The following is a 23,264-nucleotide window of genomic DNA, read 5'->3' on the forward strand; positions in this document are numbered from 1 at the left end:
CTTCACCGAACCGCCACGAGGGGGATTCCCGGCCCGTACGCTGAATGCGGTACCGGTGGGGGCCGGCGCCCTTTTCGGCTGCACCGGTCACCGGTGGGCGGGCGGAGCGAGGACCCGGAGCGCGGGCGCCGGACCGGTCCCCGCCCCCGGGCTCGGCCGGTCTGAGCAGGGGGGTAGGGACGATGGGGCGGATCCGCGTCCTGGTGGTCGACGACCACCGGATCTTCGCCGAGGCACTGGCCGCGGCGCTCGCCGCCGAGCCCGACGTGGAGGTGGGGGCCGCCGGCAGTGCGGCGGCCGCCGAGCGGGCGCTGGAGCGCGCCGCCGCCGAGGGGCGGGCCTTCGAGGTGGTGCTGATCGACGCCGACCTGGGCAGCGAGGGGGCGGCGTCCGGTGTCCGACGGCGCCCCGGACCGGACCCGGCCGAGGCGGCCCGGCGCCGGCCGGCCCCGGTCGTCCCGCCGTCGCGCCGCCCGGCCACGCCGCCGGTGGACCTGCTGCGCCCGGACGCCCGCGGCCGGGATCCGCGGGGAACGGACCTGCGGGGAACGGACCTACGCGGGGCGGAGGTGCGTGCGCTCGACGCCCACCGCGGGGACCAGCTCCGGTCCGCCGCCCCGCCGCCCGACGGCATCACCCTGCTGGCCCGGCTGCGCCGCGCGCACCCCGGCCTGCGCGCCGTGGTGCTCGCCGTCGCGGACGACCCGCACCGGGCCGCCCGGGCCCTGCACGCGGGCGCCACCGGCTGGGTGGCCAAGGAGAGTTCGCTGGCCCGGCTGCTCGCGGTGGTACGTGGGGTGCTGCGGGACGAGACCCACCTGCCGCCCGCGCTGCTGACCGGGGTGATCCGGGAGCTGACCACCGCCCGGCGCGACCGCACCGAGAGCGAGCGGCTGGTGGACACCCTCACCCCGCGGGAGAAGCAGATCCTGCGCTGCATGGTCGCCGGTCTGGGCCGGCAGGCCGTCGCCGAGCGGCTCTACCTGTCGCCGCACACCGTCCGGACCCACATGCAGAACGTACTGGGCAAGCTCGGGGTGCACTCCACGCTGGCCGCGGTGGCGGTGGCCCGCCGGGCGGGGGTGAGCCCCGCGGAGCCGGCTGCGCCCGCGCCGCCGTCGGTGGCGTCCTCGGTGGACCGGCCCTGAGGCCCGGGCGACGGGTGACGGGTGACGGACGACGGGCGAACGGCGACGGGCGACCGGCATCAGCGCAGGGGGCGTGGGGGCGGCCCCGGGGGTCGGGCTAGCCCGGGATGTTGTCGAACGGTGCGACCAGCTGCCGCAGTAGGGCCGCGAGTTCGCCCTGCTGGCCGGAGGTGAGCTGGGCGAGGAGTTCGCGCTCGTGCGCGAGGAGTCCGGCGAGCGCCTGGTCGGCGCGGTCGCGGCCGTCGTCGGTGAGGCGGACCAGGACGCCGCGCCGGTCGTCCGGGTCGGGCAGGCGCTTGACCAGGCCCTTGCCGGTGAGGCGGTCGATCCGGTTGGTCATGGTGCCGGAGGTGACCAGGGTCTGGGTGAGCAGTTGGCCGGGGGAGAGCTGGTAGGGGGATCCGGCGCGCCGCAGGGCGGTCAGGACGTCGAACTCCCAGGGCTCCAGCCCGTGCTCGGCGAAGGCGGTGCGGCGGGCGCGGTCGAGGTGGCGGGCGAGCCGGCTGACCCGGCTGAGCACCTCCAGCGGCTCCACGTCGAGGTCGGGGCGCTCCCGGCGCCACGCTGCGACCAGCCTGTCGACCTCGTCCTCCATGACGATCAGTGTATCGGTGGATGTGTCGATGTGAAGTCTCTTGACATCGAGAAATGTGCCGACACACTGGCTCCGAGATATCTTGATGTCGAGATACCTGCGAGGTGAACCATGACCACCCCCGTCTGGGACCCGGCGCAGTACCTGCGCTTCGCCGACGAACGCACCCGCCCGCTGCGCGACCTGCTCGCCCGCGTCCCCGCCCTCCCGAACCATGACGACCCTGTCGTCCTGGACATCGGCTGCGGACCCGGCAACTCCACCGCCGTCCTGCGCGAACGCTGGCCGCACGCCCGGCTCACCGGCCTGGACAGCTCCGCCGAGATGCTGGCCGCCGCCCGCGCCGACGGTGAACCCACCGCCGACTACCTGCTCGCCGACGCCCGCCACTACGACCCGGCCCCGGCCGCACCCGACCTGATCGTCTCCAACGCCACCCTGCAGTGGATCGACGGACACCTCGGGCTGGTCGGCCGCTGGGCCGCCGCCCTGTGCCCCGGCGGCGCCGTCGCGCTGCAGGTCCCCGGCAACTTCGACGCCCCCAGTCACACGCTGCTCGCCGAGCTCCGCCGCAGCCCCCGCTGGCAGGACGCCCTCGGCGACGGGGCCGTCCGGGCCGGGGTCCACCCGCCCGGGCGGTACCTGGACGCCCTCGCCGCCGCCGACTGCCTCCCGGACGTCTGGGAGACCACCTACCTGACCCTGCTGCCCGGACCGGACCCCGTCCTCGACTGGGTCAAGGGCAGCGCCCTGCGCCCCGTGCTCTCCGTGCTCACCGACCCGGCCCGCCGGGCCGCCTTCCTGGCCGAGTACGGGGCGCTGCTGCGCGAGGCCTATCCGGCCGGACCGCACGGCACCGTCTTCCCGTTCCGGCGGATCTTCGCGGTCGGGGTGCGGCGCTGAGGGGGCGGCGCTGAGGGGGCGGCGCCGAGCACCGGGACGCCGGCGCCGACGGCCGGGCGGCGAAGGGCTCGGCCCTTCCGGCCCCGGTCCTTCCGGCCCCGGTCCTTCCGGGCTCAGCCCTTGCGGTCGCCGACCAGCTTGGGGTGCCGCTCCAGCCCCTCCAGCCCGTGCCAGGCCAGGTTCACCAGGTGGGCCGCCACCTGCGCCTTGTCCGGCTTGCGGACCTCCAGCCACCACTGCCCGGTCAGCGCCACCATGCCGACCAGCATCTGCGAGTACATCGGGGCCAGCCGGGCGTCGAAGCCGCGGGACTTGAACTCCAGGCCGAGGATGTCCTCCACCTGGGTCGCGATGTCGCTGATCAGCGAGGCGAAGGTGCCGGTGGACTGGGCGACCGGGGAGTCCCGGACCAGGATCCGGAAGCCGTCCGTCGAGGTGTCGATGTAGTCCATCAGCGCGAAGGCGGCCTGTTCCAGCAGCTCGCGGGAGTGCCCGCCGGTCAGCGCCCCGGTCACCATGTCGAGCAGCAGCTGCATCTCGCGGTCGACCACCACCGCGTACAGCCCCTCCTTGCCGCCGAAGTGCTCGTAGACCACCGGCTTCGACACCCCGGCCCGCTCGGCGATCTCCTCCACCGAGGTGCCGTCGTAGCCGCGCTCCGCGAACACCGTCCGGCCGATCTCCAGCAGCTGTTCCCGGCGCTGCTTCCCGGTCATCCGGACGCGCGCGCCGCGGCGGCGCGGGGCGGGCGCGCCCCCCTGGGCGCCCTCGCCCGCCGGTGCAGCGGGCCGCGGACGGGCCGGCGCCGCGTCCGTCCGCGTGCTCTGGTGGCCGCCTGTGCTGTCTGCGCTGCTCCCGTTCACCCCTACATCATGCTGGAAGCGTGGCCTCATGCGGCGCGGCGGGCGGCGATCCGCTGCGCGTCCGGCCAGCGGACGTCGCGGACCCAGCCGGCCAGCTCGAACCACCGGATCAGCCGGGCCGAGGAGTCGATCTGCCCACGCAGGACGCCGTGCCGGGCCGAGGTCGGGTCCGCGTGGTGCAGGTTGTGCCAGGACTCGCCGCAGGAGAGCACGGCCAGCCACCAGACGTTGCCCGAGCGGTCCCGCGAGCGGAACGGGCGCCGCCCGACGGCGTGGCAGATCGAGTTGATCGACCAGGTGACGTGGTGCAGCAGCGCCACCCGGACCAGCGACCCCCAGAAGAAGGCGGACAGCGCACCCGACCAGGAGAGCGTCACCAGGCCGCCGACCAGCGCGGGCAGCAGCAGCGAGATCGTGGTCCAGAGCCAGAACAGCCGGGAGATCCGCCTTATGGCCGGGTCGCGGACGAGGTCCGGCGCGTACTTGAGCTGCGGGGTCTGCTCCTCGTCGAACATCCAGCCCATGTGCGCCCACCAGAGGCCCTTGAGCAGGGCCGGGACGCTCTCGCCGTAGCGCCACGGCGAGTGCGGGTCGCCGTCCTTGTCGCTGTACCGGTGGTGCTTGCGGTGGTCGGCCACCCAGCGCACCAGCGGGCCCTCGACCGCCAGGCTGCCGGCGACGGCGAGGGCGAGCCGCACCGCGCGGTTGGCCTTGAAGGCGCCGTGGGTGAAGTAGCGGTGGTAACCCACGGTGATGCCGTGGCAGGTGAGGAAGTACATGACGACGGTGATCGCCGCGTCGGTCCACCCCAGGCCCCGACCCCAGGCCACCGGGACGGCGGCCAGCAGTGCGGCGAACGGCAGGGCGATGAACAGGCCGAGCGCCAGGCGCTCGGCGAAGCCCTGCTTCTCCCCGCCGCGGGTGGCGGACAGTCGGGTGGCGGAGGCTCCGGAGGTGTCGGCGGCGTCGGGCGAATCGGCGGAGTGGGGGGGAAGCGCGGCGGCCCCCGCGCGCGCCTCGCCGGCCTGGATGGTCATGGGCGTCCCTTTGCGGCGTCCCTGAACGGGAGAGGAGCGGATCCTACGTTCGCGTAACCTACGGCATCGTAGGTTGCGCGCCGCGGCGAAGGGAACGCACCGCCGCACGGCGCTTGAGTGAATTCACCCGACTGGATGGATGAACCGTCACGCCCGGGGCGTTCGAGCGGCCCGGCCGGAGGGGCCGGATCCGGGCTTGCGGATCGGGGCAGTTGATACCCACGGCCGGGGCGACTCGGGTAGGGTCTGAACAGCCATCCGCCGTGGTGTAATGGCAGCACAGGGCCCTTTGGAGGCCTTTGTCTGGGTTCGAATCCTAGCGGCGGAGCCTCTGCACGCCTCTGGTTCGGGTGTTCCCCCCACCCGCCGGTATTGTCGGTGCTGCTCGGCGGACTGTGCGAATGGCGACCGGCCTGGGTCCGGGCCGGGCTGCTCTGCCCTCTCTGTGAACCGACTGAGGAGCCTCCCCGCATGGGTGCCAATTCGCTTGCCGCCGTTGTCGTGCTCGCCGCCGGTGGCGGGACCCGGATGAAGTCGAACAAGCTGCCCAAGGTGCTGCACGAGGTGTGCGGCCGCTCGTTGGTGGGTCACGCGGTCTCGGCGGCCGGAGAACTGACGCCCGGGCAGCTGGTCGTGGTCGTCGGGCACCAGCGGGAGCAGGTCGAGGAGCACCTGGCGGCGCACTACGGGGGCGTGCGCACCGCCGTGCAGCACGAGCAGAACGGCACCGGGCACGCCGTGCGGACGGCGCTGGAGGCGCTGGCCGCCGACGGCGTGGTGCTGGACGGCACCGTCATCATCACGGCCGGCGACTCGCCGCTGCTGACCGGGGAGACGCTGCGCCGGCTGGCGAAGGCGCACGGCGACCAGCAGAACGGCGTCACCGTGCTGACGGCCGTCGTGCCGGAGCCCTTCGGCTACGGGCGGATCCTGCGGGACGAGGACGGTTCGGTCGCCTCGATCGTCGAGGAGCGGGACGCCACCACCACCCAGCGGAGCATCGCCGAGATCAACTCCGGCGTCTTCGCCTTCGACGCCAAGCTGCTGGCCGAGGCGCTGGCGGAGCTGACCACGGACAACTCCCAGGGCGAGGAGTACCTCACCGACACCCTGGAGATCCTGCGCAAGGCCGGGCACCGGGTCGGCGCCGTGGTCGCGGAGGACCACCGCGACATCCTGGGCATCAACGACCGGGTCCAGCTCGCGCAGGCCCGCCGGCTGCTGAACGACCGCCTGCTGGAGCGCGCGATGCGCGCCGGCGTCACCGTGCTGGACCCGGCGACCACCTGGTTCGACGTGCAGGTGACCTACGAGCCGGACGCGGTGGTGCTGCCCAACACCCAGCTGCAGGGCGCCACCCACCTGGGCGAGGGCTGCGAGGTGGGCCCGAACTCCACGCTCCGGGACACCCTGGTCGGTGCCGGCGCCCGTGTGAGCAACACCACGGCCGACCGCGCCGAGGTGGGCGAGCTGGCCACCGCCGGCCCGTACGCCTACCTGCGGCCGGGGGCGAAGCTGGCCCGCAAGGCGAAGGTCGGCACCTACGTCGAGGTGAAGAACTCCGAGCTGGGCGAGGGCGCCAAGGTGCCGCACCTCTCCTACATCGGCGACGCCACCATCGGCGAGGGCACCAACGTCGGCGCGGCCTCGGTGACCGTGAACTACGACGGCGTGAACAAGCACCGCACGGTGATCGGCGCCCACTGCCGCACCGGCTCGGACAACATGTTCATCGCCCCGGTGACCATCGGCGACGGCGCGTACACCGCGGCCGGCTCCGTCATCATCAACGACGTCCCGGCGGGTGCGCTCGGCGTGAGCCGGGCGCAGCAGCGCAACGTCGAGGGCTGGGTCGAGCGCCGGCGCCCCGGGACGGCGTCCGCCCAGGCGGCGCACGCCGCGAACGGCGGGGACGCCGAGGCCGGGGCGGACGGGTCCGCGGAGGCCTGACCGGGCCGCCGGGAGTCCGAGGGGCGGTCCCGGGGCGGACGGTTTCTGCGTGGGCGCGTAACCTTGGGGACATACGTGCGCCACTGGGCTTACCGCCCGTGTCCAGGCGTACCGACAATTCCCCGACCCCATCTGCGAGCGGGCTGCGCCTGCCCGCACGGGGTCACGGGATTCAGCGTCCGCAACGCGAGGAGACGGTGCAGTGAGCGGGATCACGACGTCGGGTGAGAAGAAGCTCAAGCTCTTCTCCGGCCGTGCCCACCCGGAGCTGGCGAGGGAGGTGGCCGCGGCGCTGGAGACCGAACTGGTCCCGACCAAGGCCCTGGACTTCGCGAACGGCGAGATCTACGTCCGCTTCCTGGAGTCGGCGCGCGGCGCGGACTGCTTCGTGATGCAGAGCCACACGGCTCCCATCAACCAGTGGATCATGGAACAGCTGATCATGATCGATGCTCTGAAGCGGGCCTCCGCCCGGAGCATCACCGCGATCCTGCCGTTCTACGGGTACGCCCGCCAGGACAAGAAGCACCTGGGCCGCGAGCCGATCTCGGCGCGCCTGGTCGCCGACCTGCTGCGCCAGGCCGGCGCCGACCGCCTGATGGCCGTGGACCTGCACACCGCGCAGATCCAGGGCTTCTTCGACGGCCCGGTGGACCACCTGTTCGCGCTGCCGATGCTGGCGGACTACGTGGGCGAGCGGGTCGACCGCGACAAGCTCACCATCGTCTCGCCGGACGCCGGCCGGGTGAAGGTCGCCGACCAGTGGTGCGACCGGCTGGACGCGCCGCTGGCGATCATCCACAAGCGCCGCGACATGACCCAGGCCAACACCATCCTGTCGGCCGAGGTCGTCGGTGACGTCAAGGACCGGGTCTGCGTCCTGGTCGACGACATGATCGACACCGCCGGCACGATCTGCGCCGCGGCCGACGCGCTCTTCGAGAACGGCGCGGCCGACGTCCTGGTGGCGGCCACCCACGGCGTGCTCTCCGGCCCGGCCGCGGACCGGCTGAAGAACTCTCGGGTCAGCGAGTTCGTCTTCACCAACACGCTGCCCACCCCGGCGCAGCTGCAGCTGGACAAGATCACCACGCTCTCCATCGCCCCGTCGATCGCGGCCGCGATCCGCGAGGTGTTCGAGGAGGGCTCGGTCACCAGCCTCTTCGAGGGCGTGCACTGACCTTCGGGGGCGTGCACCGACGACGCCCCGCGGCGGCGGCCCCGGTCCGGATCGGACCGGGGCCGCCGCCGATTTCACGGGAGGCGGCAGGAGCGGTTAGACTCGTGAAACTGCTCGGCGAGGGATGCCGTGCGCCTGCTTGCCGGGTGCCCGCTCCGTGATCGACGCGCTGCCGGCCGGATCCCGATCCGCCGGCAGAGGCCGTAACCGCCGAGTGACCCCCGAACGTACTGAGGGTGTGGTCCCGGCGGTTTTTCGCGTTGCCTGCACCCCCGCGCCAGTCTTCACGAGGAGTGCAGTCGTGTCCGAGATCCGCCTTGCCGCTGAGACCCGTTCCGAGTTCGGCAAGGGTGCCGCCCGTCGCGCCCGCCGTGCCGGCTTCGTCCCCGGTGTCGTCTACGGCCACGGCCACGCCCCGGTTCACCTGAACCTGCCCGGCCACGACCTGATGATGGCCCTGAAGACCCCGAACGCCCTGCTGGTCGTCCCGATCGAGGGCAAGGACGAGTACGTCCTCCCCAAGGCCGTCCAGCGCGAGGCCATCAAGCGCACCATCGAGCACGTCGACCTGCTCCTCGTGAAGCGCGGCGAGAAGGTCACCGTCGAGATCCCCGTCCACACCGAGGGCGAGCTGGCCCCCGGCGGCAACCTGCTCGAGCACGTCCTGCAGGCCCTGCCGATCGAGGCCGAGGCCACCCACCTGCCCGAGTCGGTCACCGTCTCGGTCGCCGGCCTCGAGGCCGGCGCCTCGGTGCTCGCCAAGGACATCACCCTGCCGGCCGGCGTCACCCTGGCCGTCGACGCCGACGCCGTCGTGCTGCAGGTCATCGCCGCCCAGGCCGCCCCGGCCGAGGAGACCGCCGAGGCCGAGGGCGCCGAGGCCTGAGCCTCGCGCTGATCGCACGGACCGCTGCCCCGGTCGCTCCCGTCGGAGCGACCGGGGCAGCGGTGCGTCCGGGAAGATGACGTCGAGCGCGAGGACGAGGAGCGAGCAATGACGGACGGGTACGAGGGCCCCTGGCTCGTGGTGGGGCTGGGCAATCCGGGCGAGCAGTACGCCCGGAACCGGCACAACATCGGGTTCATGGTGGTCGACCTGCTGGCCGAGCGGATCGGTGCCAGGTTCAAGGCGCACAAGAGCCGGGCCCAGGTGGCCGAGGGGCGGCTGGCGGGCAAGCGGGTGGTGCTGGCCAAGCCGATGTCGTTCATGAACCTCTCCGGCGGGCCGGTGACGGCGCTGCGGGACTTCTACAAGGTGCCGGCCTCGGCACTGATCGCCGTCCACGACGAGCTGGACGTGGACTACGCGGCGCTGCGGCTCAAGCTGGGCGGCGGGGACAACGGCCACAACGGGCTGAAGTCGATCACCAAGTCGCTGGGGCCGGACTACCACCGGGTGCGCTGCGGGATCGGTCGGCCGCCCGGCCGGATGGACGTCGCGGACTTCGTGCTGAAGGACTTCTCCGCCACCGAGCGCAAGGAGCTCGAGTGGTTCGTGGACCGCTCGGCGGACGCGGTGGAGGCACTGCTCTCCGAGGGGCTGGAGCGGGCCCAGGGCACCTACAACTCCTGAGCGGGGGTCGGGGATTCGTCGAGGTACGCAACAGTCGTACAACGCTTGACGGCCAAACCTGATTAGGTGTGAGAACCCTGTGCGGGATCGGATAGCGTCGGTGACCGGTACGCGAGCGAGTCCTGGGGAGTTCTCGATGCGGAGTTTGCGTCCGGTCCGCCGACTGCGGCGGATCCGGGTGGTCCGGCTGAAGCAGCTCGGACGAAGGGTCGGTACGGCCGGTGCGCTGGGGGCGGCCGGAGTGCTGCTGTCCGGCGGTGCGCAGCTGGCGCACGCCGACCCGGTGGCGGAACCGGACCCGGGCGTCACTCCGGAACCGGCGGCGGCCCAGTTCGCGCCGGTGCTCGGCGAGTCCATGGGCCCGGACGCCGGCCTGCTCGCGGTCGGCGGCGGCCTGGTGGTCGTGGCCGGCGGTGCGGCGCTGTGGCTGAAGCGCCGCCGCGCGGGCGAGCCCGCCGAGTAGCGACGGACCGAGCAGCGACGGACCGAGCAGCGACGAACGAACGGCTTCGGGCCGGTGTCCACACCCGTGGGCGCCGGCCCTTCGTCGTCCGGTGATCCGTCCGGTGATCCGTCCGGTGATCCGTCCGGTCACCGGTCCGGTGGCCCGTCCTGTCATCCGTTTCCGGGGCCGGGGGCGTCCTGGGGGTATGAAGCGCGAATCGATGCGCCCGGGGGGCACCGGATCCGACCACTTCGACGAGTTCGTCTCGGCGCGGTACCAGGCTCTGCTGCGCGGGGCCTACCTGATCACCGGGGACGTCCACGACGCCCGGGACCTGCTGCACGACGCGCTGGCCCGGGTCTACCCGAAACGGTCGACGATCCGGGACCCGGGGGCGGCCGAGGGGTACGTCCGGACGGCGATGGTCCGCACCCACGTGTCGCGCTGGCGGCGGACCCGGCGGGAGGTGCTCACGCCCGTGCTGCCGGACGCCCCGGACACGCCGGCGGCCGAGCGGGACGAACGCCTCGCGGCGGCGCTGCGGGCGCTGCCGCCGCGTCAGCGGGCCGTGGTGGTGCTGCGCTACTACGTCGACCTGCCGGTGGCGCAGGTCGCCCAGGAGCTGGGGTGCTCGGTGGCCACGGCGAAGACGCACCTGGCGCGGGCGATGAGAGCGCTTCGCGAGGAGCTGGCACCGGCGAGGGAGATGGTGGGGCATGGCGGCTGAGCGGCAGGACGGGTTCGAGGAGGAGCTGGTCGTCCGGCTCGGGGCACGGGCCGGGGCGGTGGGCGGGATCCCGCCGCTGGCCGGGCTGCGGGAGGCCGGGCGGCGGCGGGCACGGCGGCTGACCGCGCTGCGCGGGGCGGCGGCCGTGGTGGCAGTGGTGCTGGGGGTCGGGGCGCTCAGCCAGCTGGGCGGCGGCGCCGGGGCGGCACACCCCGTGGGCGGGCCGTCTAGCGGGCCCCCGTCGGGCGCGGCGACCGGCGCGGCGGACGGGGGGGACTGGGCGGCGGCGGGCCCGATCTACGGGTGCACGGCCGGTCCGACCTCGCTGCGGACGCCGGGCTGGACGCCGCCGCGGCCGCCCGCGGGGCAGGGCTCACCGGGGTCGTCGGCGTCCTCGGGCGGGCCCTCGGGCTTCCCGTCGGGCCTGCCGTCCACGGGCCTGCCCTCGACGGGGGCGTCCTCGTCCGGGGTGCCGTTCACGGGCCTGCCGTCCACGGGTGCGCCCTCGTCCGGCCTGCCGTCCACCGGGGCGCCCTCGTCCGGGGCGCCGTCCTCGGGGATGCCGTTCACCGGGTTGCCGACCGGCCGGACCTGGACCTTCGGCACGGTCACCTCCGAGCCCTCGGGGCACGCGTCGCCGGCCTTCCGGCCGGTGGGCGGCTTCCCGATCGACCCGGACCTCTTCCAGGCGGCCCGGGCGGTCGCGGAGCTGGCCGTCGGCCCGTACCGGGACCAGTACTTCGGCGCCTGCAGCGACCAGGCCACCCACACGCTCTACGTGATGCGCAAGCCCGGGAGCGACTTCGACCGGGCCGCGCGGGCCCGGGTGGACGCGACGAAGGTGCGGCTGGAGTTCCGGGACGCCGTCGGCACCAGGGCGGAGCTGTCCGCGCTGGCGCAGCGCATCACCGAGGAGGGCACCGGCTACTGGAAGGACCGCGGGGTGGAGATCGTCTCGACCCAGGTCTGCAACGACGGTGCCGGCGTGCGGGTGGACGTCGCGCGGCCGGAGAGTGCCCGGGCCGACATCCTCGCCCGGTACGGCTCGCGGGTGGCCGAGGTCGTCCTGACGGGCTGACGGGCGGTTCGGAACGACGGAGGGGCCGCCGGCACCGTGCCGGCGGCCCCTGCGTCGTGCCCGTCGTCAGCCGGTGTTGCGCAGGCCGGCGGCGATGCCGTTGACGGTGAGCAGCAGCGCGCGGGCGCGCAGCGGGTCCTCGGTGCGGCCGGCCGCGACCTCCTCGCGCTGGCGGCGCAGCAGCGCGACCTGGAGGTAGGAGATCGGGTCGAGGTAGGCGTCGCGGACGGTGAAGGTCTGCTTGAGCACCGGGTTGTGCTCCAGCAGCTCGCCCTCGCCGGTGAGCCGGAGCACCTCGCGCAGGGTGAGCTCGTGCTCGGCGACGATCTGGTCGAAGACGTGGTGCAGCTCGGCGGGCACCAGCTGCTCGACGTAGTGGCGGGCGATCCGCAGGTCGGTCTTGGCCAGCGTCATGGCGACGTTGGACAGGAAGTTGCGGAAGAAGTGCCACTGGCCGTACATCTCGTCGAGCACGTCGCCGAGGCCGGCCGCGCGGGCCGCGGCGAGGCCGGAGCCGACGCCGAACCAGCCGGGGACGATCTGGCGGGACTGCGTCCAGCCGAAGACCCACGGGATGGCCCGCAGGCCGTCGAGGCCGGCGCCGGAGTCGGGGCGGCGGGACGGGCGGGAGCCCAGGTGCAGCGAGGCCAGCTGGTCGACCGGGGTGGCCGCGAAGAAGTACTTCGGCAGGTCGTCCTGCTCGACCAGGGTGCGGTAGGCGGTGTGGGCGGCCTCGGAGACCTGGTCCATCGCGGCGTCCCAGCGGGCCAGTTCCTCGGGGGCCTGGCGCGGGGCGGTGTGCAGCGCGGAGGCGGAGAGGGTGGCGGAGATGGTCAGCTCCAGGTTCTCCCGGGCGAGGGAGGGGAGCAGGTACTTGTCGGAGATGACCTCGCCCTGCTCGGTGACCTTGATCTCGCCCTCCAGGGTGCCCCAGGGCTGGGCCAGGATGGCCTCGTGCGAGGGGCCGCCGCCGCGGCCGACGGTGCCGCCGCGGCCGTGGAAGAGGCGCAGCCGGATGCCGTAGCGGTGGGCGACGTCGCGCAGCCGGCGCTGGGCGCGGTGGATCTCCCACTGGGAGGTGGTGATGCCGCCGAACTTGGAGGAGTCGGAGTAGCCGAGCATGACCTCCTGGACGTCGCCGCGCAGCGAGACGAGCAGCCGGTAGGAGGGGTCCGACAGCATCTCGTCGAGGATGAGGTCGGCCTTCTGGAGCTCCTCGGTGGTCTCCAGCAGCGGCACGATGCCGATCTTGGCGATGCCGGCGTGCAGGTCGACCAGGCCGGCCTCGCGGGCCAGCACGGTGGCGGCGAAGACGTCGTCGGCGCCCTGGCACATCGAGATGATGTAGCTCTCGACGATCTCGTCGCCGAAGCGCTCGAAGCCCTCGCGGATGGTGTTGAAGACGCCGAGGGTCTTGGTGCCGGCGGCGTCCAGCGGGGCCGGGGTGGGGGCGAGCGGACGGCGCGAGCGGAGCTCCTTGGCGAGCAGCTTCTGCCGGTACTCGCGCGGCATGTCCGCGTAGCGCCAGGCCTCCTCGCCGAGGCGGTCGAAGAGCTGGCCGAGGGCGTGGTGGTGGGCCTCGGCGTGCTCGCGGACGTCCATGGTGGCGAGCTGCAGGCCGAAGGCCTCGATGGTGCGGATCGCGCGGGCGAGCCGGCCGTCGGCGATGAGTTCGCCGCGGTGGGCGCGCAGGGAGTCCTGGATGAGCCGCAGGTCGGTGATGAGTTCGCGGGTGCCGAGGTAGTCGCGGCCCTGGACGTGCGGGGTGCCCTGGGCGAGGCGCTCGCGGGTGTTCTCCAGCTTGAGCCGGACGCAGGTGGCCTTCAGCCGGTAGGGCTCCTCGGCGTTCATCCGCTTGTAGCGGGGGCTGAGTTCGGGGAGCCGGTGCAGGTCGTCGTTGAGCGAGGCGAGCAGTTCGACGGAGGCGCCGGCCAGCCGCTCGGAGGTGGAGAGGGTGCCGCGCAGGTCGTCGACGGCGGCCAGGGCGTCCATGATGCCGTACTCGTGCTGGAGGTTGAGGACGTCCCAGGTGACCTGCGGGGTGACGTTGGGGTTGCCGTCGCGGTCGCCGCCGATCCAGGTGCCGAAGGTGAGCGGGCGGACGCCCTCGGGCAGGGTCAGGCCGACCCGGCCGAGCTCCTCGTGCAGCTCCTCCAGGACCTCCGGGACGGCGTCGCGGTAGAGCTCGTCCAGGTAGTAGACGGCGTTGCGGGCCTCGTCGGTGGGCTCGGGGCGGGCGATGCGGAGCTCGTCGGTCTGCCAGAGCAGGTCGATGACCTCGGCGAGCCGGCGGTCGGCCTGGCGGCGGGCGCTGGTGGTGCGGGCGCGGTCGGCGTGGGAGAGGCCGGCGGCGATCTCCTCGCGGTGGATGCGGTCGAGGAGTTCGCCGATGCGGCGCAGCTTGTTGAGGACGCTGCGGCGGGCGGCCTCGGTCGGGTGCGCGGTGAAGACCGGGCGGACCGCGAGGTGGGCGAGGGTGTCCTCGAGGTGCTTGGGGTCCGCGTCGGCGAGCTGGTCGGCGGTCTGGGCGAGCAGGGAGCCTTCCCGGGCGCGGCGGGTGGCGAACTCGCGGCCGCGGTGCACCTGCTCGGTGACGTTGGCGAGGTGGAAGTACGTGGAGAACGCGCGGACCAGCTTGGCCGCGGTGTCCAGGTCGATGTCGGAGAGCAGTTCGGCGGTGGCCTCGCCGTCGGTGCGGCTGAGCAGGCGGACCTGTTCGACCAGGCCCAGCAGCTGGGGGCCCTCCTGGCGGACCAGCGTCTCGCCGAGCAGGTCGCCGAGGCGGCGGATGTCCGCACGCAGGGCCGAGTTGTCGGCGACTGGGCCGGCGGCGCCGACGGTGGGGCTGTCCGCCGGAGTGGGGACCGGAGCGGTCACGGCTGGCTCCCTGAGGTGGTGGGGTTCGGCAACGGCTCATCGTCAGGAGTCCCGTCCGCGTGGGGCGGGTGTGACGCGTGCGGACCGCGCTGTCCGACGCGACCAGCATAGGTGTCGGGGCGGTCGCTGTCCGCGAGGTGGCCGGATGGCGGACAGTCTCACCGAAATCGACCTGTGGTCTGGACCACTGAAGGGCTCGGTCGGGTGTCGGGGAGAATCCCGGTGGGGAGGGGACGGGGTTGCCGCTTAGGCTGTCGGCCATGAGCAAGTCGCCTGGGGAGCGCGCGCCGGTCCGGTCGTTCTGGTGGTGGAAGCGGCCGCGCAGCGCCCTCCTGGACATCGGGCTGGCGGTGCTCGCGGCGCTGGAGTGCGCGCTGAGCACGATCGCCTTCCTCTCCGCCCGGGTGCACCTGAGCTCCACGGCCGTGGCCGGCCTCGCACTGCTCGGCGCGCTGGCGGGCGGATCGCTGGTGCTGCGCCGCCGCTGGCCGGCCGTTCCGGTGCTGGTGACCCTGGTGGCGATGCCCGGGATGCTCGGCGTGCTGCTGCTGGTGGTGTCGCTGTACACCCTGGCGGAGACCTGGGAGTGGCCCTCGCGCCGCTGGCGGGTGGTGTCGCTGTCCGCGCTGGCCTTCGCCGAGGCCGTCGCCGTGATGATGGTCTCGATGCTCACGCCCGGCGACGCCGTGGTGGAGGAGCCGCCGCTCTGGGGGCAGGTGCTGATAGCCGTCCTGGTCGCCGTCGGCCTGACCGTCCCGCCGGTGGTGACCGGCCTGTACGTGGGCGCGCGGCGACGGCTGATCGACTCGCTGAAGGACCGCGCGCACGGCCTCGAGGCCGAGCTGGACCTACTGGCCGAGCAGGCCCAGGAGCGCGCCCGCCGGGCCCGGCTGGAGGAGCGCACCCGGATCGCCCGGGAGATGCACGACGTGGTGGCGCACCGGGTGTCCCTGATGGTGGTGCACGCGGGGGCGCTGGAGCGGATCGCGGCCAAGGACCCGCAGAAGGCGGCGCAGAGCGCCAAGCTGATGGGCGAGGTCGGCCGGCAGGCGCTGAACGAGCTCCGGGAGATCCTCGGCGTGCTGCGGATGGACGACGAGCGGCCGCCGGAGCCGGACTCGCTGGCCGGGCTGCCGCGGTTGGTCGACCAGTCGCGGGCGGCCGGCATGGCGGTGACGCTGACCGTCAGCGGCAGCCGTCAGGAGTTCACCGGCGAGGCCGAGCAGACGGCCTACCGGGTCGTCCAGGAGGGCCTGACCAACGCGCACAAGCACGCCGGCGGCGCCCAGGTGTCGGTGCTCCTCGCCTACGCGCCGAACGGGGTGCGGGTCAGCGTGGTGAACGCCTGCCCGGGCGGTGCCGGGGGCGGGGCGGAGCTGCCCAGCGGTGGCAACGGGCTGGTCGGGATGCGGGAGCGGGTGATCGCGCTGGGCGGCACCTTCTCGTCCGGTCCGGAGGCGGACGGCGGGTTCCGGGTGGAGGCGGTCCTGCCGTCCCGGCTGGCCGTCCGGGCCGAGCCGCTGCGCTGACGGGGGCTCGGACCGCCTCTCCCCGGTGGGCGTTGCGCGGAAGGTGCGCCGGACGCGGCCAAGCCGCGCTCTAGACCTCGTCGGCGGTGCGCAGTCGTTCCGGGGCGGTGCCGAGCACGAGCGCGGTGATCGCCTGGTCGATGCCGTGGCCGAGGAACCACTCGCCGGTGTGGTCCAGGCTGTAGACCCGGCCCTCCTCGTCGACGGCCAGCAGCGCCTGTCCGTGGGCCTCCTCGCCGAGCGGGGCCAGTTGGGCCCCCAGGGCGCGGCCGAGGTCGAGCAGGGTCCGCGGCTGGTGCAGCCCGCGCAGCGGGTCGATCAGGAACGGGGTGCGGGCCAGCTGGCGGCCCGGGCCGGACAGGTCGAAGGCGAGGCCGCCGAACTCGGCCCAGGCCTCCACCGCCGCCGGGAACACCGCGTGCCGCGGGCCGGCCGGCCCGCCGTGCCCGACCAGGGCGTCGGCCCACTCCTCGGCCTGCTGGATCTGCCAGCGGCCGGGGTGCCAGCCGGCCGCCTTGAGCTCGGCGGCGACGTCGGCGGGGAAGCGCGGGCGGGTCCGCCCGGCGGTTCCCGCGGCGAGGGTGGCCGGCGGGGGCGGGGGCGGGCTGGGCGGGTTCAGGGCGGACTCCTGGGGTCGGGGACAGGGGCGTGCGGGGGCGCGGTCAGGGCGCGGGCGGCCCGACGGCGACGCTCTGCACGGTGAAGTGCTCCAGCATCGGCGTGCAGGAGCGGCACGGCGGGGCGTGCGTGCCGTGCGCCGGATCCCCCTCCTCGCGGATGCGGACGGTCGTCATCCGGGAGCCCTTGAGCGCCTTGCGGGCGTCCTGAAGGCTCATCGGCTTGCGGGCGGCGCGCTTGGAGCGCCGGCCGTCGACCGCGGTCAGGTACTGGGAGAGCAGGACGGCCTCCGGGCAGCGCCCGGTGAACCGCTCGCGCGCCTCGACCGGCAGGGTGTCCAGGAAACCGCCGACCAGGTGGTGCAGCACCGGCCGCCGGTCGGCCTTGTCGCCCGCCAGGGTGTGCACCTCGCCGCCCTTGAGCGAGAGCGCGGCGGCGACGGCGGGCAGCAGGCTGTCGCGGTGGTGGCGCAGCACGGGCGGGCCCGCGGGCTCACCGGTGGTCATGCGTCGTCCTCCTCCTCGTTCCCGCTGGCGTCAGGACCGGTGGGGGCCGGTCCGGGGCAAGCCTGTCAAATGACACCGACATCCGTACAACCGGGGTGCGGGGTCGTCGAACGGGCGTGCGGGACGGGCTGGGTGGTCACCCGATCATCGCCGGACCGCGGCCGGATCCGCACGGGACCATCACGACTTGTCCGCTGATTTCCCGAAACCGCCGTCCGGCCCCGGCGGCGGCCGGTACCGTTCCGGCAGCGGGCCCGGGGGCGCTCGGGCCGGCGCTGTGCCCGGCCGCGTCCGGGGCCGGATCCGGTGCGCGGAAAGGCCGTTGGGGCCGCCCGGGCGGGCCGTCACCCGATCCGCGTCGGCGCGCGGCAGTGCGTGCGAGCGCCCCCGAACAGGACGCCGGGGCGCCGCCGGGCGCGCTCGCGCCGCCGCCCGTGCACCCCGCGGGCCGTCCACCCCGCCGCCCGTCCACACCGCCGCCCGTCCACACCGCCGCCCGTCCACACCGCCGCCCGTCCACCCCGCGGGCCGGTTCGCCCCGTCAGGGCGCCGCCGGAAGCTGTCCGGGGCGCGTCGGTCGGTGGAGGGCGCGCCCCGGCCCGTGCGCCCGGCCCGCCCCGCCCGGGGAGCCCGGAGGCCCCGGCCTCGCCCGCCAGCGGGGGGTTTGACGGCGGGCCCTAGGCTGGTGCCCAGCAAGCGCACCGAGAATTTGCAGCAGCCAGTGGGGGCTCCCAGATGACGACAGGTCGGCCCGGCGTCACCGCCGCACCGAACGCGGCGTACGCAGGTCAGGTGGTGCAGTTCCCGGACCCGGTCCGGGCCGAGCGGCACCCCGCCGGGGTCAGGGTGGACGAGCACGGCTACCCGGACTTCGGCCCGTACGCGGCCGCCGCGGCCGAGGTCGCCGATCCGCCGGACGGCTTCGGCGTGGACGAGCTGCGGCTGACCGACTACGTGTCGGCGAACGCCGCGCTGTTCACCCAGGGCCACCCGCTCTGGGCCGACCTGGACACCGCCGTCGCCACCCCGCCCGGCTGGACCTGGCACCACGCGGTCGGCCGGGCCACCCCCGGCTGGCGGCGGATGGAGCTCGTCCCGGTCGAGGTCAAGGCGCTGCTGCGGCACCACGGCGGACTGAGCACCTCCGGCGCCGACCACACCCGGCGCGGCACCCGCCCGCTGCAGGAGCGCCGCCCGGTGCACTTCTCGCTGGCCAAGGACGGCGGCGACCCGATCGGCGTCCCCGAGGACCTGGTGCAGAACGCCGAGGAGCGGCTCGGATACCGGCTGCCCGGCGCCTACCGGACGTTCCTCAAGCTGGCCGGCGGCCGCGGCCCGGTCGGCGTCGCGCTGGACACCGAGCTCGGCATGCTGCTCGACCAGCCGTTCCTGACGCTCACCGAGGAGTACGGCACCGAGGACGTCGTGTACGCCAACAAGTGCCTGCGCGACCACCTCACCAAGGACTACCTGGGCATCGCCTACGCGCAGGGCGGCCTGATCGCGCTCAAGGTCCGCGGGGACCGGATCGGCTCGGTCTGGTTCCACCTGTACGACGACGCCCGCGACACCGGCGCCGCGGAGAGCCCGGAGGACCGCTGCGCCCGGCTGCTGCTGCCCTGCGGCGAGGACTTCGACGCCTTCCTGCTGCGGCTGGCCGGCAGCCCGCCGGAGCTGGAGACGGTCGCGGAGCTGATGGTGGACGGCGGGTTCGCCCGGGCCGTCCCGGTGGGCTGACGTGGTCGCGGTGGTGGAACGAGCGGGGACGACGAGGATGGGGACAGGGGTGAACCGGGCGTGGTGACGTACGCGCAGGCGCAGGAGCTCGCCGAGGAGTGGATCAACGGCGGGGTGCCGCGGGCGCAGCAGCGCGAGGTGCGGGTCCGCGAGTTCGACCTGGGCTTCGTCTGCTGGGCGGTGCCGCCCGCGGGGGCGGACGGTCCGTCGGGTGCGGCGGACGGCACGGCCGGACCGGCCGGTTCGTCCGGCTCGTCCGGTGAGGCGCGGCTGGTGATCGCCCGGGACTCCGGCGCCAGCACGCTCTGGCCGGCGCTGCCCGTCAACGAGGTGGTCCGGCAGTACGAGGAGCTCTACGGGCGGCCGGTCGCGGCCAACCCGGCGGGGGCGGCCAAGCCCGCGCCCGGGCCGGTCGAGGCGACGTCCTTCCTGCTGAGCCCGCCGCAGTGGCTGCAGGAGGCGGGGGCCGCGGCGATCGCGGCCGAGGCGGAACGGCTGGGGGCGGCCGGTGCCCCGGCACCCGCCGCCGCGCCCGCGCCCGCGCCGGCGCCCGCACCCGAACCCGCCGTCGTGCCTGCGCCCGTACCCTCGCCGGTGCCCGCCCCGGCCACGCCCGCCGGCCCGCCGGCGCCGGCCGTGCTGACCGCGCCGCCGGTCTCCGACCGGCCCGCCGGGGACGCGCCGACCATGCTCGCCCCGCCGCCCGGCCACGACGAGCCCGCCGCCCCGCCGCAGGCCCCCGCGGCCGCCCCGGCGCCGGGCGCCCCGGTGCCGCCGCCCGGTGCCGAGGCGGCCACCGTCCTGATGCCCGAGGGGCTGCGGATCACCGGCTCCGACCGGCCGGAGGCCCCCGTGCCGACCGGTGCCGAGGCCGCGACCATGCTGATGCCGCCGGAGGGCGGCTACGGCGTGCCGCCCGTCCCGGCGCCCACGCCCGCCGCGCCGCAGCCGCAGCCGCAGCCGCCGGCGCCCGCGCCCGCCGCCGAGCCGGCTCCGACGCTGCTCGCGTCGCCGGACGCCATGGCGGGCCTGCTGGGCCTGCCCGGTGCCCCGGCCGCCCCGGCCGCGCCCGTGGAGCAGGCGGCGACCATGCTCGCCACACCCGGCGGCGTGCCCGGTGCCCCGGCCGCGCCCGCCGCACCGGTGGAGCACGCGGCGACCATGCTCGCCACGCCCGGTTCGCTGCCCGGACTCGCCGGTCTGCCCGGTGCCCCGGCCCCCGGCACCCCGGCCGGCGGGACGCCCGCGCCCCCGGCGGGCGGGGTGCCGCAGGGCGGCCGCGGCCCCGGCTCGGCCCCGCCGCCGCCCCCGCCGGCCGCGCTGCGCGGCGGTGCCCCGGGCCAGGGCGGCTCGCACGGCGTCTCGCTCGGCCGCAACCCGGGCTCGGCCCCGCCGCCGCCCCCGCCCGCCGGGCTGCGGCAGACCCCGGGCGCCGGCGCGCCCGCCGCCGCCCCCGGCGGCCGCGGAGCCGCCTCGGCCCCGCCGCCCCCGCCCCCGGCGGGTCTGCGCGGTGCGGAGGCCCCGCCGGCCGCCCCGGCCCCGCAGGGCACCCCCGCGGGCGGCGTGGCGTACGAGGCGACCCAGCTGGCCGGTGCGATCGACCCGGCCCTGCTGGCCGCCGCCCCGGCCGACCCGGGGACCCCGCCGTCCGGCGGTCCCGCCGTCCCGCCGCCGCCCGGCGGCCCGGCGGCCCCCGCCGCGCCCGCGGCCGGCTACGGCTACCCGAACCCGGCCGGGGCCGTCCCGCCGGCGGCGCCGGTGCCCGGCCCGTCCGCGGCCGCCGTGCCGCCCGGGGTTCCGACGGTCGGCCCCGGCTACTTCGCCGCGCTCAGCTACCGGGGCCCGGACGGCTCCGAGCAGAAGCTGCTGCACCGCAGCGAGCCCGGCACGCCGCACCCGGAGTGGAAGATCCTGCAGGACCTGCGGCGGCTGAACGTGCCGCCGGAGCAGGTGCTGGAGCTGTACACCGAGCTGGAGTCCTGCGACCTGCCGGGCGGCTACTGCAACCGCATGATCGCCGCCTCCTGGCCGAACGTGCGGCTCACCCACACCGCCGCGTACGGCCGTGACCACGCCTCCCGGCAGGCCGGCATGGCCGAGCTGCTGGACCACCTGGACGAGCTGCACCAGCTGGCGTCCGGCGCCCAGCGGGTCCGCCCGTCGCGGGTGCCGCTGCCCGCGCCCGGGACGGTCCAGCCGCTGCCGCCGCTCCCGCCGCAGCAGCTCGCCCAGGAACTCGGGACGGCCTTCGGCCAGAACGTGTTCCGCTACGAGCAGCGCGCCGTCTCCCGCCAGGGCGTGCCCGAGCCGGTGTCGCAGTCCCTGATGTGGGCCGGTCTGCCGCGTGACTTCGGGCCGTTCTTCTGGGCCCAGGCGCAGGAGGGCCGGCCGATCCCGACGCTCGCCGAGCTGGCCGCCGAACGCGGCCTGCCCGCGGCCCCGGACTTCGGCGGCTACCTGGTGCTCGGCAACGACTACGGCCGCCAGCTCTGCGTCCAGTACGGCACCGCGCACGTGGTCGCCGTGGACGTCGACGGAACCGGGCAGCCGCCCCGGTTCGTCAACAGTGGTGTACCGGAGTTCGTCCGCTCGATGGCTTTGCTGGGCCGGATGTGGCGGCTGCGGTACGGGCTGACGCCGGACCAGGCAGGTCGTTGGACGACCGACTTCCAGGCCCAGCTCGCCGCGATCGACCCGGCGGCCCTGCAGACCGCGGACACCTGGTGGGCCGTGCTGCTGGAGCAGTTCTGGGACGGCCTGCTGTAGCGGGTCGTCGCCGATCCTCGCAGGTGGGGAGGGGTCGTTCCGGTGTCCGGAACGACCCCTTCGGCATGCCGCCGCGGCTCTGCCTCGTTGGGGTTTCGCCCAGATCTGCGCAAAATAGGTCAAGAGGATGGGTCTACTCGTCCGGTCCTCGACACATTCCGGTCCGCCTGACGACCGGATCCGGACCGGATCGCAGAACCGGTTCCGGATCCGCCCGTTCCGTCCGATCATGGGCTCCGCAGCCCGCGACACGAGGGGAAGAGCCCATGAGCGACGCCGTCCCCCAGCACGGCTTCACCGCTGCCCGGCGCGGCTACGCGCCCGAGCAGGTCGACCGAACGCTGGCCGCGCTGACGGCCCAGCGCGACGAGGCGTGGGAGCGGCTCAGCGTGCTCGGCGCCGGGATCCGGCAGATGGAGGCCCGACTGGCCGACGTCCGCCGGGCCGCCGAGGAGGCTCCGGAACCCGACTACGAGGTGCTCAGCGAGCAGGCCGCCGGACTGGCCGCGATGGCCGGCAACGAGGCGCGCGCCATCCGGGAGAAGGCCGAGCGCTTCGCCGAGGACCTCCGCGACGAGGTCTACGACGCCGGCCAGGAGCTCGACCGGGTTGCCAAGGAGTACAGCGCCACCACCCGCGCCGAGGCCGACCAGGCCGCCCGGCGCACCGACGAGCGCACCCGCGCCGAGGCCGAGGGCATCCGGGCCGAGGCCGACCGGGAGAGCCGCACCGCCCGCGACGCCGCCACCGCCTACGCCGCCAAGGTGCGGGTGGCCGCCGCCGAGGCCGGCGAGCAGGCCGAGGCCAAGCTCGCCGAACTGCGCCGGAAGGCCGACGAGACCTTCGCCCAGGCGCAGGCCAGGGCCGACGCCGAGGACGCCGAGGTCTCCTCGACCGCCGAGCGCCGGGTCAAGGAGGCCGAGCAGCACCGGGAGACGGTGCTCGGCCGGATCAAGCAGCTGGAGACCGACGCCCAGGCCAAGGCCGACCAGCTGGTCGAGCAGGCCCGCCGGGAGGCGGAGCGGATCAACGCGGCGAGCGAGCGCGAGCAGCGCGAGTTCGACAACCGGCTGGAGACCGTCCAGCAGCACCTCGACCACATCAAGGCCACCCTCGCCTCGCTCACCGGCGCGGCGGTGGGCGCCATCGAGCCCGAGCCGCCGGCCGCCGCGCCGACCGGACCGGTGGACGGGGTCGCGGACGCCGTCGCCGACGCGGTGTCCGTCGACCCGGAGGCGGACACCGGCGAGATCGCGGTGGCCGGCCTCCGGAAGGCCGTCGTGCCGGCCGGGCCCTCGCAGACCGGCGCGGAGCGGGCCGGCGCGGAGCAGACCGGCGCGGAGCAGGCCGGAGCAGCCGGGCGGGAGAAGGCGACGGCGGTGCTGCGGATGCCGGTGGTCGGCTCCCCCGCGGGTTCCTCGGCGACGGCGTCCTCCGCCGCGTCCTCCGCGGGCCGGGCGCCCGCCGCCGTGGTGACCGGGCCGGTCGAACCGTCCGCGGTGCCGCCGAGGCCGGCCGCGCCGCCGGAGGCCGCCGCCGCGGAGGAGGGCGAGGGCGCCGACGCGGAGCCGCAGGACGAGACCCGGATCATCCCGAAGATCGTCATCGTGGACGACGGCAGCGGCTACGCGACTCCGAACACGGTGAGCTACCGCCGGCGCTGACCCGCCGCACGGACCGGCCGGCAGGGCGGTCGCGTCGTCCGGCGGCCGTGCGGGCCGCAGGCCGTCCG

19 protein-coding genes, 1 tRNA gene and 1 pseudogene are annotated in these 23,264 nt (G+C 75.2%); 14 read left to right on the forward strand and 7 right to left on the reverse strand.

Annotated features, from left to right (window positions below):
* Positions 1-182: 182 nt before the first annotated feature.
* Complete coding sequence (locus tag AB0N04_RS19315) at positions 183-1,148, forward strand: response regulator transcription factor (protein ID WP_360222357.1); 966 nt, start codon at positions 183-185, stop codon at positions 1,146-1,148.
* A 97-nt stretch (positions 1,149-1,245) separates the two neighbouring features.
* Here AB0N04_RS19315 and AB0N04_RS19320 read toward each other — a convergent pair whose 3' ends face one another.
* Positions 1,246-1,743, reverse strand: a complete 498-nt coding sequence (locus AB0N04_RS19320; protein ID WP_360222360.1) for a MarR family transcriptional regulator — start codon at positions 1,741-1,743, stop codon at positions 1,246-1,248.
* Between the two features lie 111 nt (positions 1,744-1,854).
* On the opposite strand from AB0N04_RS19320, the gene AB0N04_RS19325 reads away from it, so the two are divergent.
* Positions 1,855-2,646 (forward strand): methyltransferase domain-containing protein, encoded by a 792-nt coding sequence (locus AB0N04_RS19325; RefSeq protein WP_360222363.1) that lies wholly within the window; start codon positions 1,855-1,857, stop codon positions 2,644-2,646.
* 113 nt (positions 2,647-2,759) lie between these two features.
* Here the strand turns inward: AB0N04_RS19325 and AB0N04_RS19330 are convergent, their stop codons facing one another.
* A complete protein-coding gene (locus AB0N04_RS19330) occupies positions 2,760-3,362 on the reverse strand; it encodes a TetR/AcrR family transcriptional regulator (protein ID WP_280678407.1) in 603 nt (200 codons plus the stop codon).
* Positions 3,363-3,535: 173 nt separating this feature from the next.
* The gene (locus AB0N04_RS19335; protein ID WP_360222366.1) at positions 3,536-4,546 is read right to left on the reverse strand and encodes a fatty acid desaturase; all 1,011 of its coding nucleotides are present in this window, start codon (positions 4,544-4,546) and stop codon (positions 3,536-3,538) included.
* Between the two features lie 257 nt (positions 4,547-4,803).
* On the opposite strand from AB0N04_RS19335, the gene AB0N04_RS19340 reads away from it, so the two are divergent.
* From AB0N04_RS19340 to AB0N04_RS19370, 7 genes are all read left to right on the forward strand, one after another.
* Positions 4,804-4,874: transfer RNA gene (locus tag AB0N04_RS19340), tRNA-Gln, on the forward strand.
* Between the two features lie 143 nt (positions 4,875-5,017).
* Positions 5,018-6,496 (forward strand): bifunctional UDP-N-acetylglucosamine diphosphorylase/glucosamine-1-phosphate N-acetyltransferase GlmU, encoded by a 1,479-nt coding sequence (gene glmU, locus AB0N04_RS19345; RefSeq protein ID WP_360222369.1) that lies wholly within the window; start codon positions 5,018-5,020, stop codon positions 6,494-6,496.
* Positions 6,497-6,698: 202 nt separating this feature from the next.
* A complete protein-coding gene (locus AB0N04_RS19350) occupies positions 6,699-7,676 on the forward strand; it encodes a ribose-phosphate diphosphokinase (RefSeq protein ID WP_360222372.1) in 978 nt (325 codons plus the stop codon).
* A gap of 301 nt (positions 7,677-7,977) precedes the next feature.
* Positions 7,978-8,562, forward strand: a complete 585-nt coding sequence (locus AB0N04_RS19355; RefSeq protein ID WP_360222375.1) for a 50S ribosomal protein L25/general stress protein Ctc — start codon at positions 7,978-7,980, stop codon at positions 8,560-8,562.
* A 108-nt stretch (positions 8,563-8,670) separates the two neighbouring features.
* Positions 8,671-9,249: an aminoacyl-tRNA hydrolase gene (gene pth / locus AB0N04_RS19360; RefSeq protein WP_360222378.1), complete on the forward strand. Its 579-nt coding sequence runs from the start codon at positions 8,671-8,673 to the stop codon at positions 9,247-9,249.
* A gap of 136 nt (positions 9,250-9,385) precedes the next feature.
* The gene (locus tag AB0N04_RS19365; protein ID WP_360222381.1) at positions 9,386-9,712 is read left to right on the forward strand and encodes a hypothetical protein; all 327 of its coding nucleotides are present in this window, start codon (positions 9,386-9,388) and stop codon (positions 9,710-9,712) included.
* 187 nt (positions 9,713-9,899) lie between these two features.
* Entirely contained in the window at positions 9,900-10,421 is a 522-nt protein-coding gene (locus AB0N04_RS19370) for a SigE family RNA polymerase sigma factor (RefSeq protein WP_360222384.1), read from the forward strand.
* 297 nt (positions 10,422-10,718) lie between these two features.
* Here AB0N04_RS19370 and AB0N04_RS19375 read toward each other — a convergent pair whose 3' ends face one another.
* A complete protein-coding gene (locus AB0N04_RS19375) occupies positions 10,719-11,033 on the reverse strand; it encodes a hypothetical protein (protein WP_360222387.1) in 315 nt (104 codons plus the stop codon).
* Positions 11,034-11,073: 40 nt separating this feature from the next.
* Between AB0N04_RS19375 and AB0N04_RS19380 the strand changes: the two genes are divergently transcribed.
* Positions 11,074-11,499: a hypothetical protein gene (locus tag AB0N04_RS19380; RefSeq protein WP_360222390.1), complete on the forward strand. Its 426-nt coding sequence runs from the start codon at positions 11,074-11,076 to the stop codon at positions 11,497-11,499.
* Between the two features lie 66 nt (positions 11,500-11,565).
* On the opposite strand, the gene ppc is transcribed toward AB0N04_RS19380, so the two are convergent.
* Positions 11,566-14,301: a phosphoenolpyruvate carboxylase gene (gene ppc / locus AB0N04_RS19385; RefSeq protein ID WP_363364882.1), complete on the reverse strand. Its 2,736-nt coding sequence runs from the start codon at positions 14,299-14,301 to the stop codon at positions 11,566-11,568.
* Positions 14,302-14,636: 335 nt separating this feature from the next.
* Here ppc and AB0N04_RS19390 point away from each other — a divergent pair, with 335 nt between their 5' ends.
* Positions 14,637-15,905 carry a histidine kinase gene (locus tag AB0N04_RS19390; RefSeq protein ID WP_360221391.1) on the forward strand — a complete coding sequence of 423 codons (1,269 nt, stop codon included), beginning with the start codon at positions 14,637-14,639 and terminating at the stop codon, positions 15,903-15,905.
* Between the two features lie 70 nt (positions 15,906-15,975).
* On the opposite strand, the pseudogene AB0N04_RS19395 reads toward AB0N04_RS19390, so the two are convergent.
* Positions 15,976-16,452 (reverse strand): annotated as a pseudogene (locus AB0N04_RS19395) (SUKH-3 domain-containing protein); the annotation flags it as partial.
* Positions 16,453-16,567: 115 nt separating this feature from the next.
* The gene (locus AB0N04_RS19400; protein ID WP_360221388.1) at positions 16,568-17,029 is read right to left on the reverse strand and encodes a YwqJ-related putative deaminase; all 462 of its coding nucleotides are present in this window, start codon (positions 17,027-17,029) and stop codon (positions 16,568-16,570) included.
* 735 nt (positions 17,030-17,764) lie between these two features.
* Here AB0N04_RS19400 and AB0N04_RS19405 point away from each other — a divergent pair.
* The 3 genes from AB0N04_RS19405 to AB0N04_RS19415 all read left to right on the forward strand — a co-directional run bounded on the left by AB0N04_RS19405 (position 17,765) and on the right by AB0N04_RS19415 (position 23,196).
* Complete coding sequence (locus tag AB0N04_RS19405; protein WP_360221385.1) at positions 17,765-18,766, forward strand: SMI1/KNR4 family protein; 1,002 nt, start codon at positions 17,765-17,767, stop codon at positions 18,764-18,766.
* 60 nt (positions 18,767-18,826) lie between these two features.
* The gene (locus AB0N04_RS19410) at positions 18,827-21,532 is read left to right on the forward strand and encodes an SUKH-4 family immunity protein (RefSeq protein WP_363364870.1); all 2,706 of its coding nucleotides are present in this window, start codon (positions 18,827-18,829) and stop codon (positions 21,530-21,532) included.
* A 266-nt stretch (positions 21,533-21,798) separates the two neighbouring features.
* On the forward strand, positions 21,799-23,196 hold the full coding sequence (locus tag AB0N04_RS19415) for a hypothetical protein (RefSeq protein ID WP_360221379.1): 1,398 nt from the start codon (positions 21,799-21,801) through the stop codon (positions 23,194-23,196).
* Positions 23,197-23,264: the final 68 nt, after the last annotated feature.

Source organism: Kitasatospora sp. NPDC051702 (assembly GCF_040681575.1).
In the GTDB taxonomy this organism is placed as follows: Bacteria; Actinomycetota; Actinomycetes; order Streptomycetales; family Streptomycetaceae; genus Kitasatospora.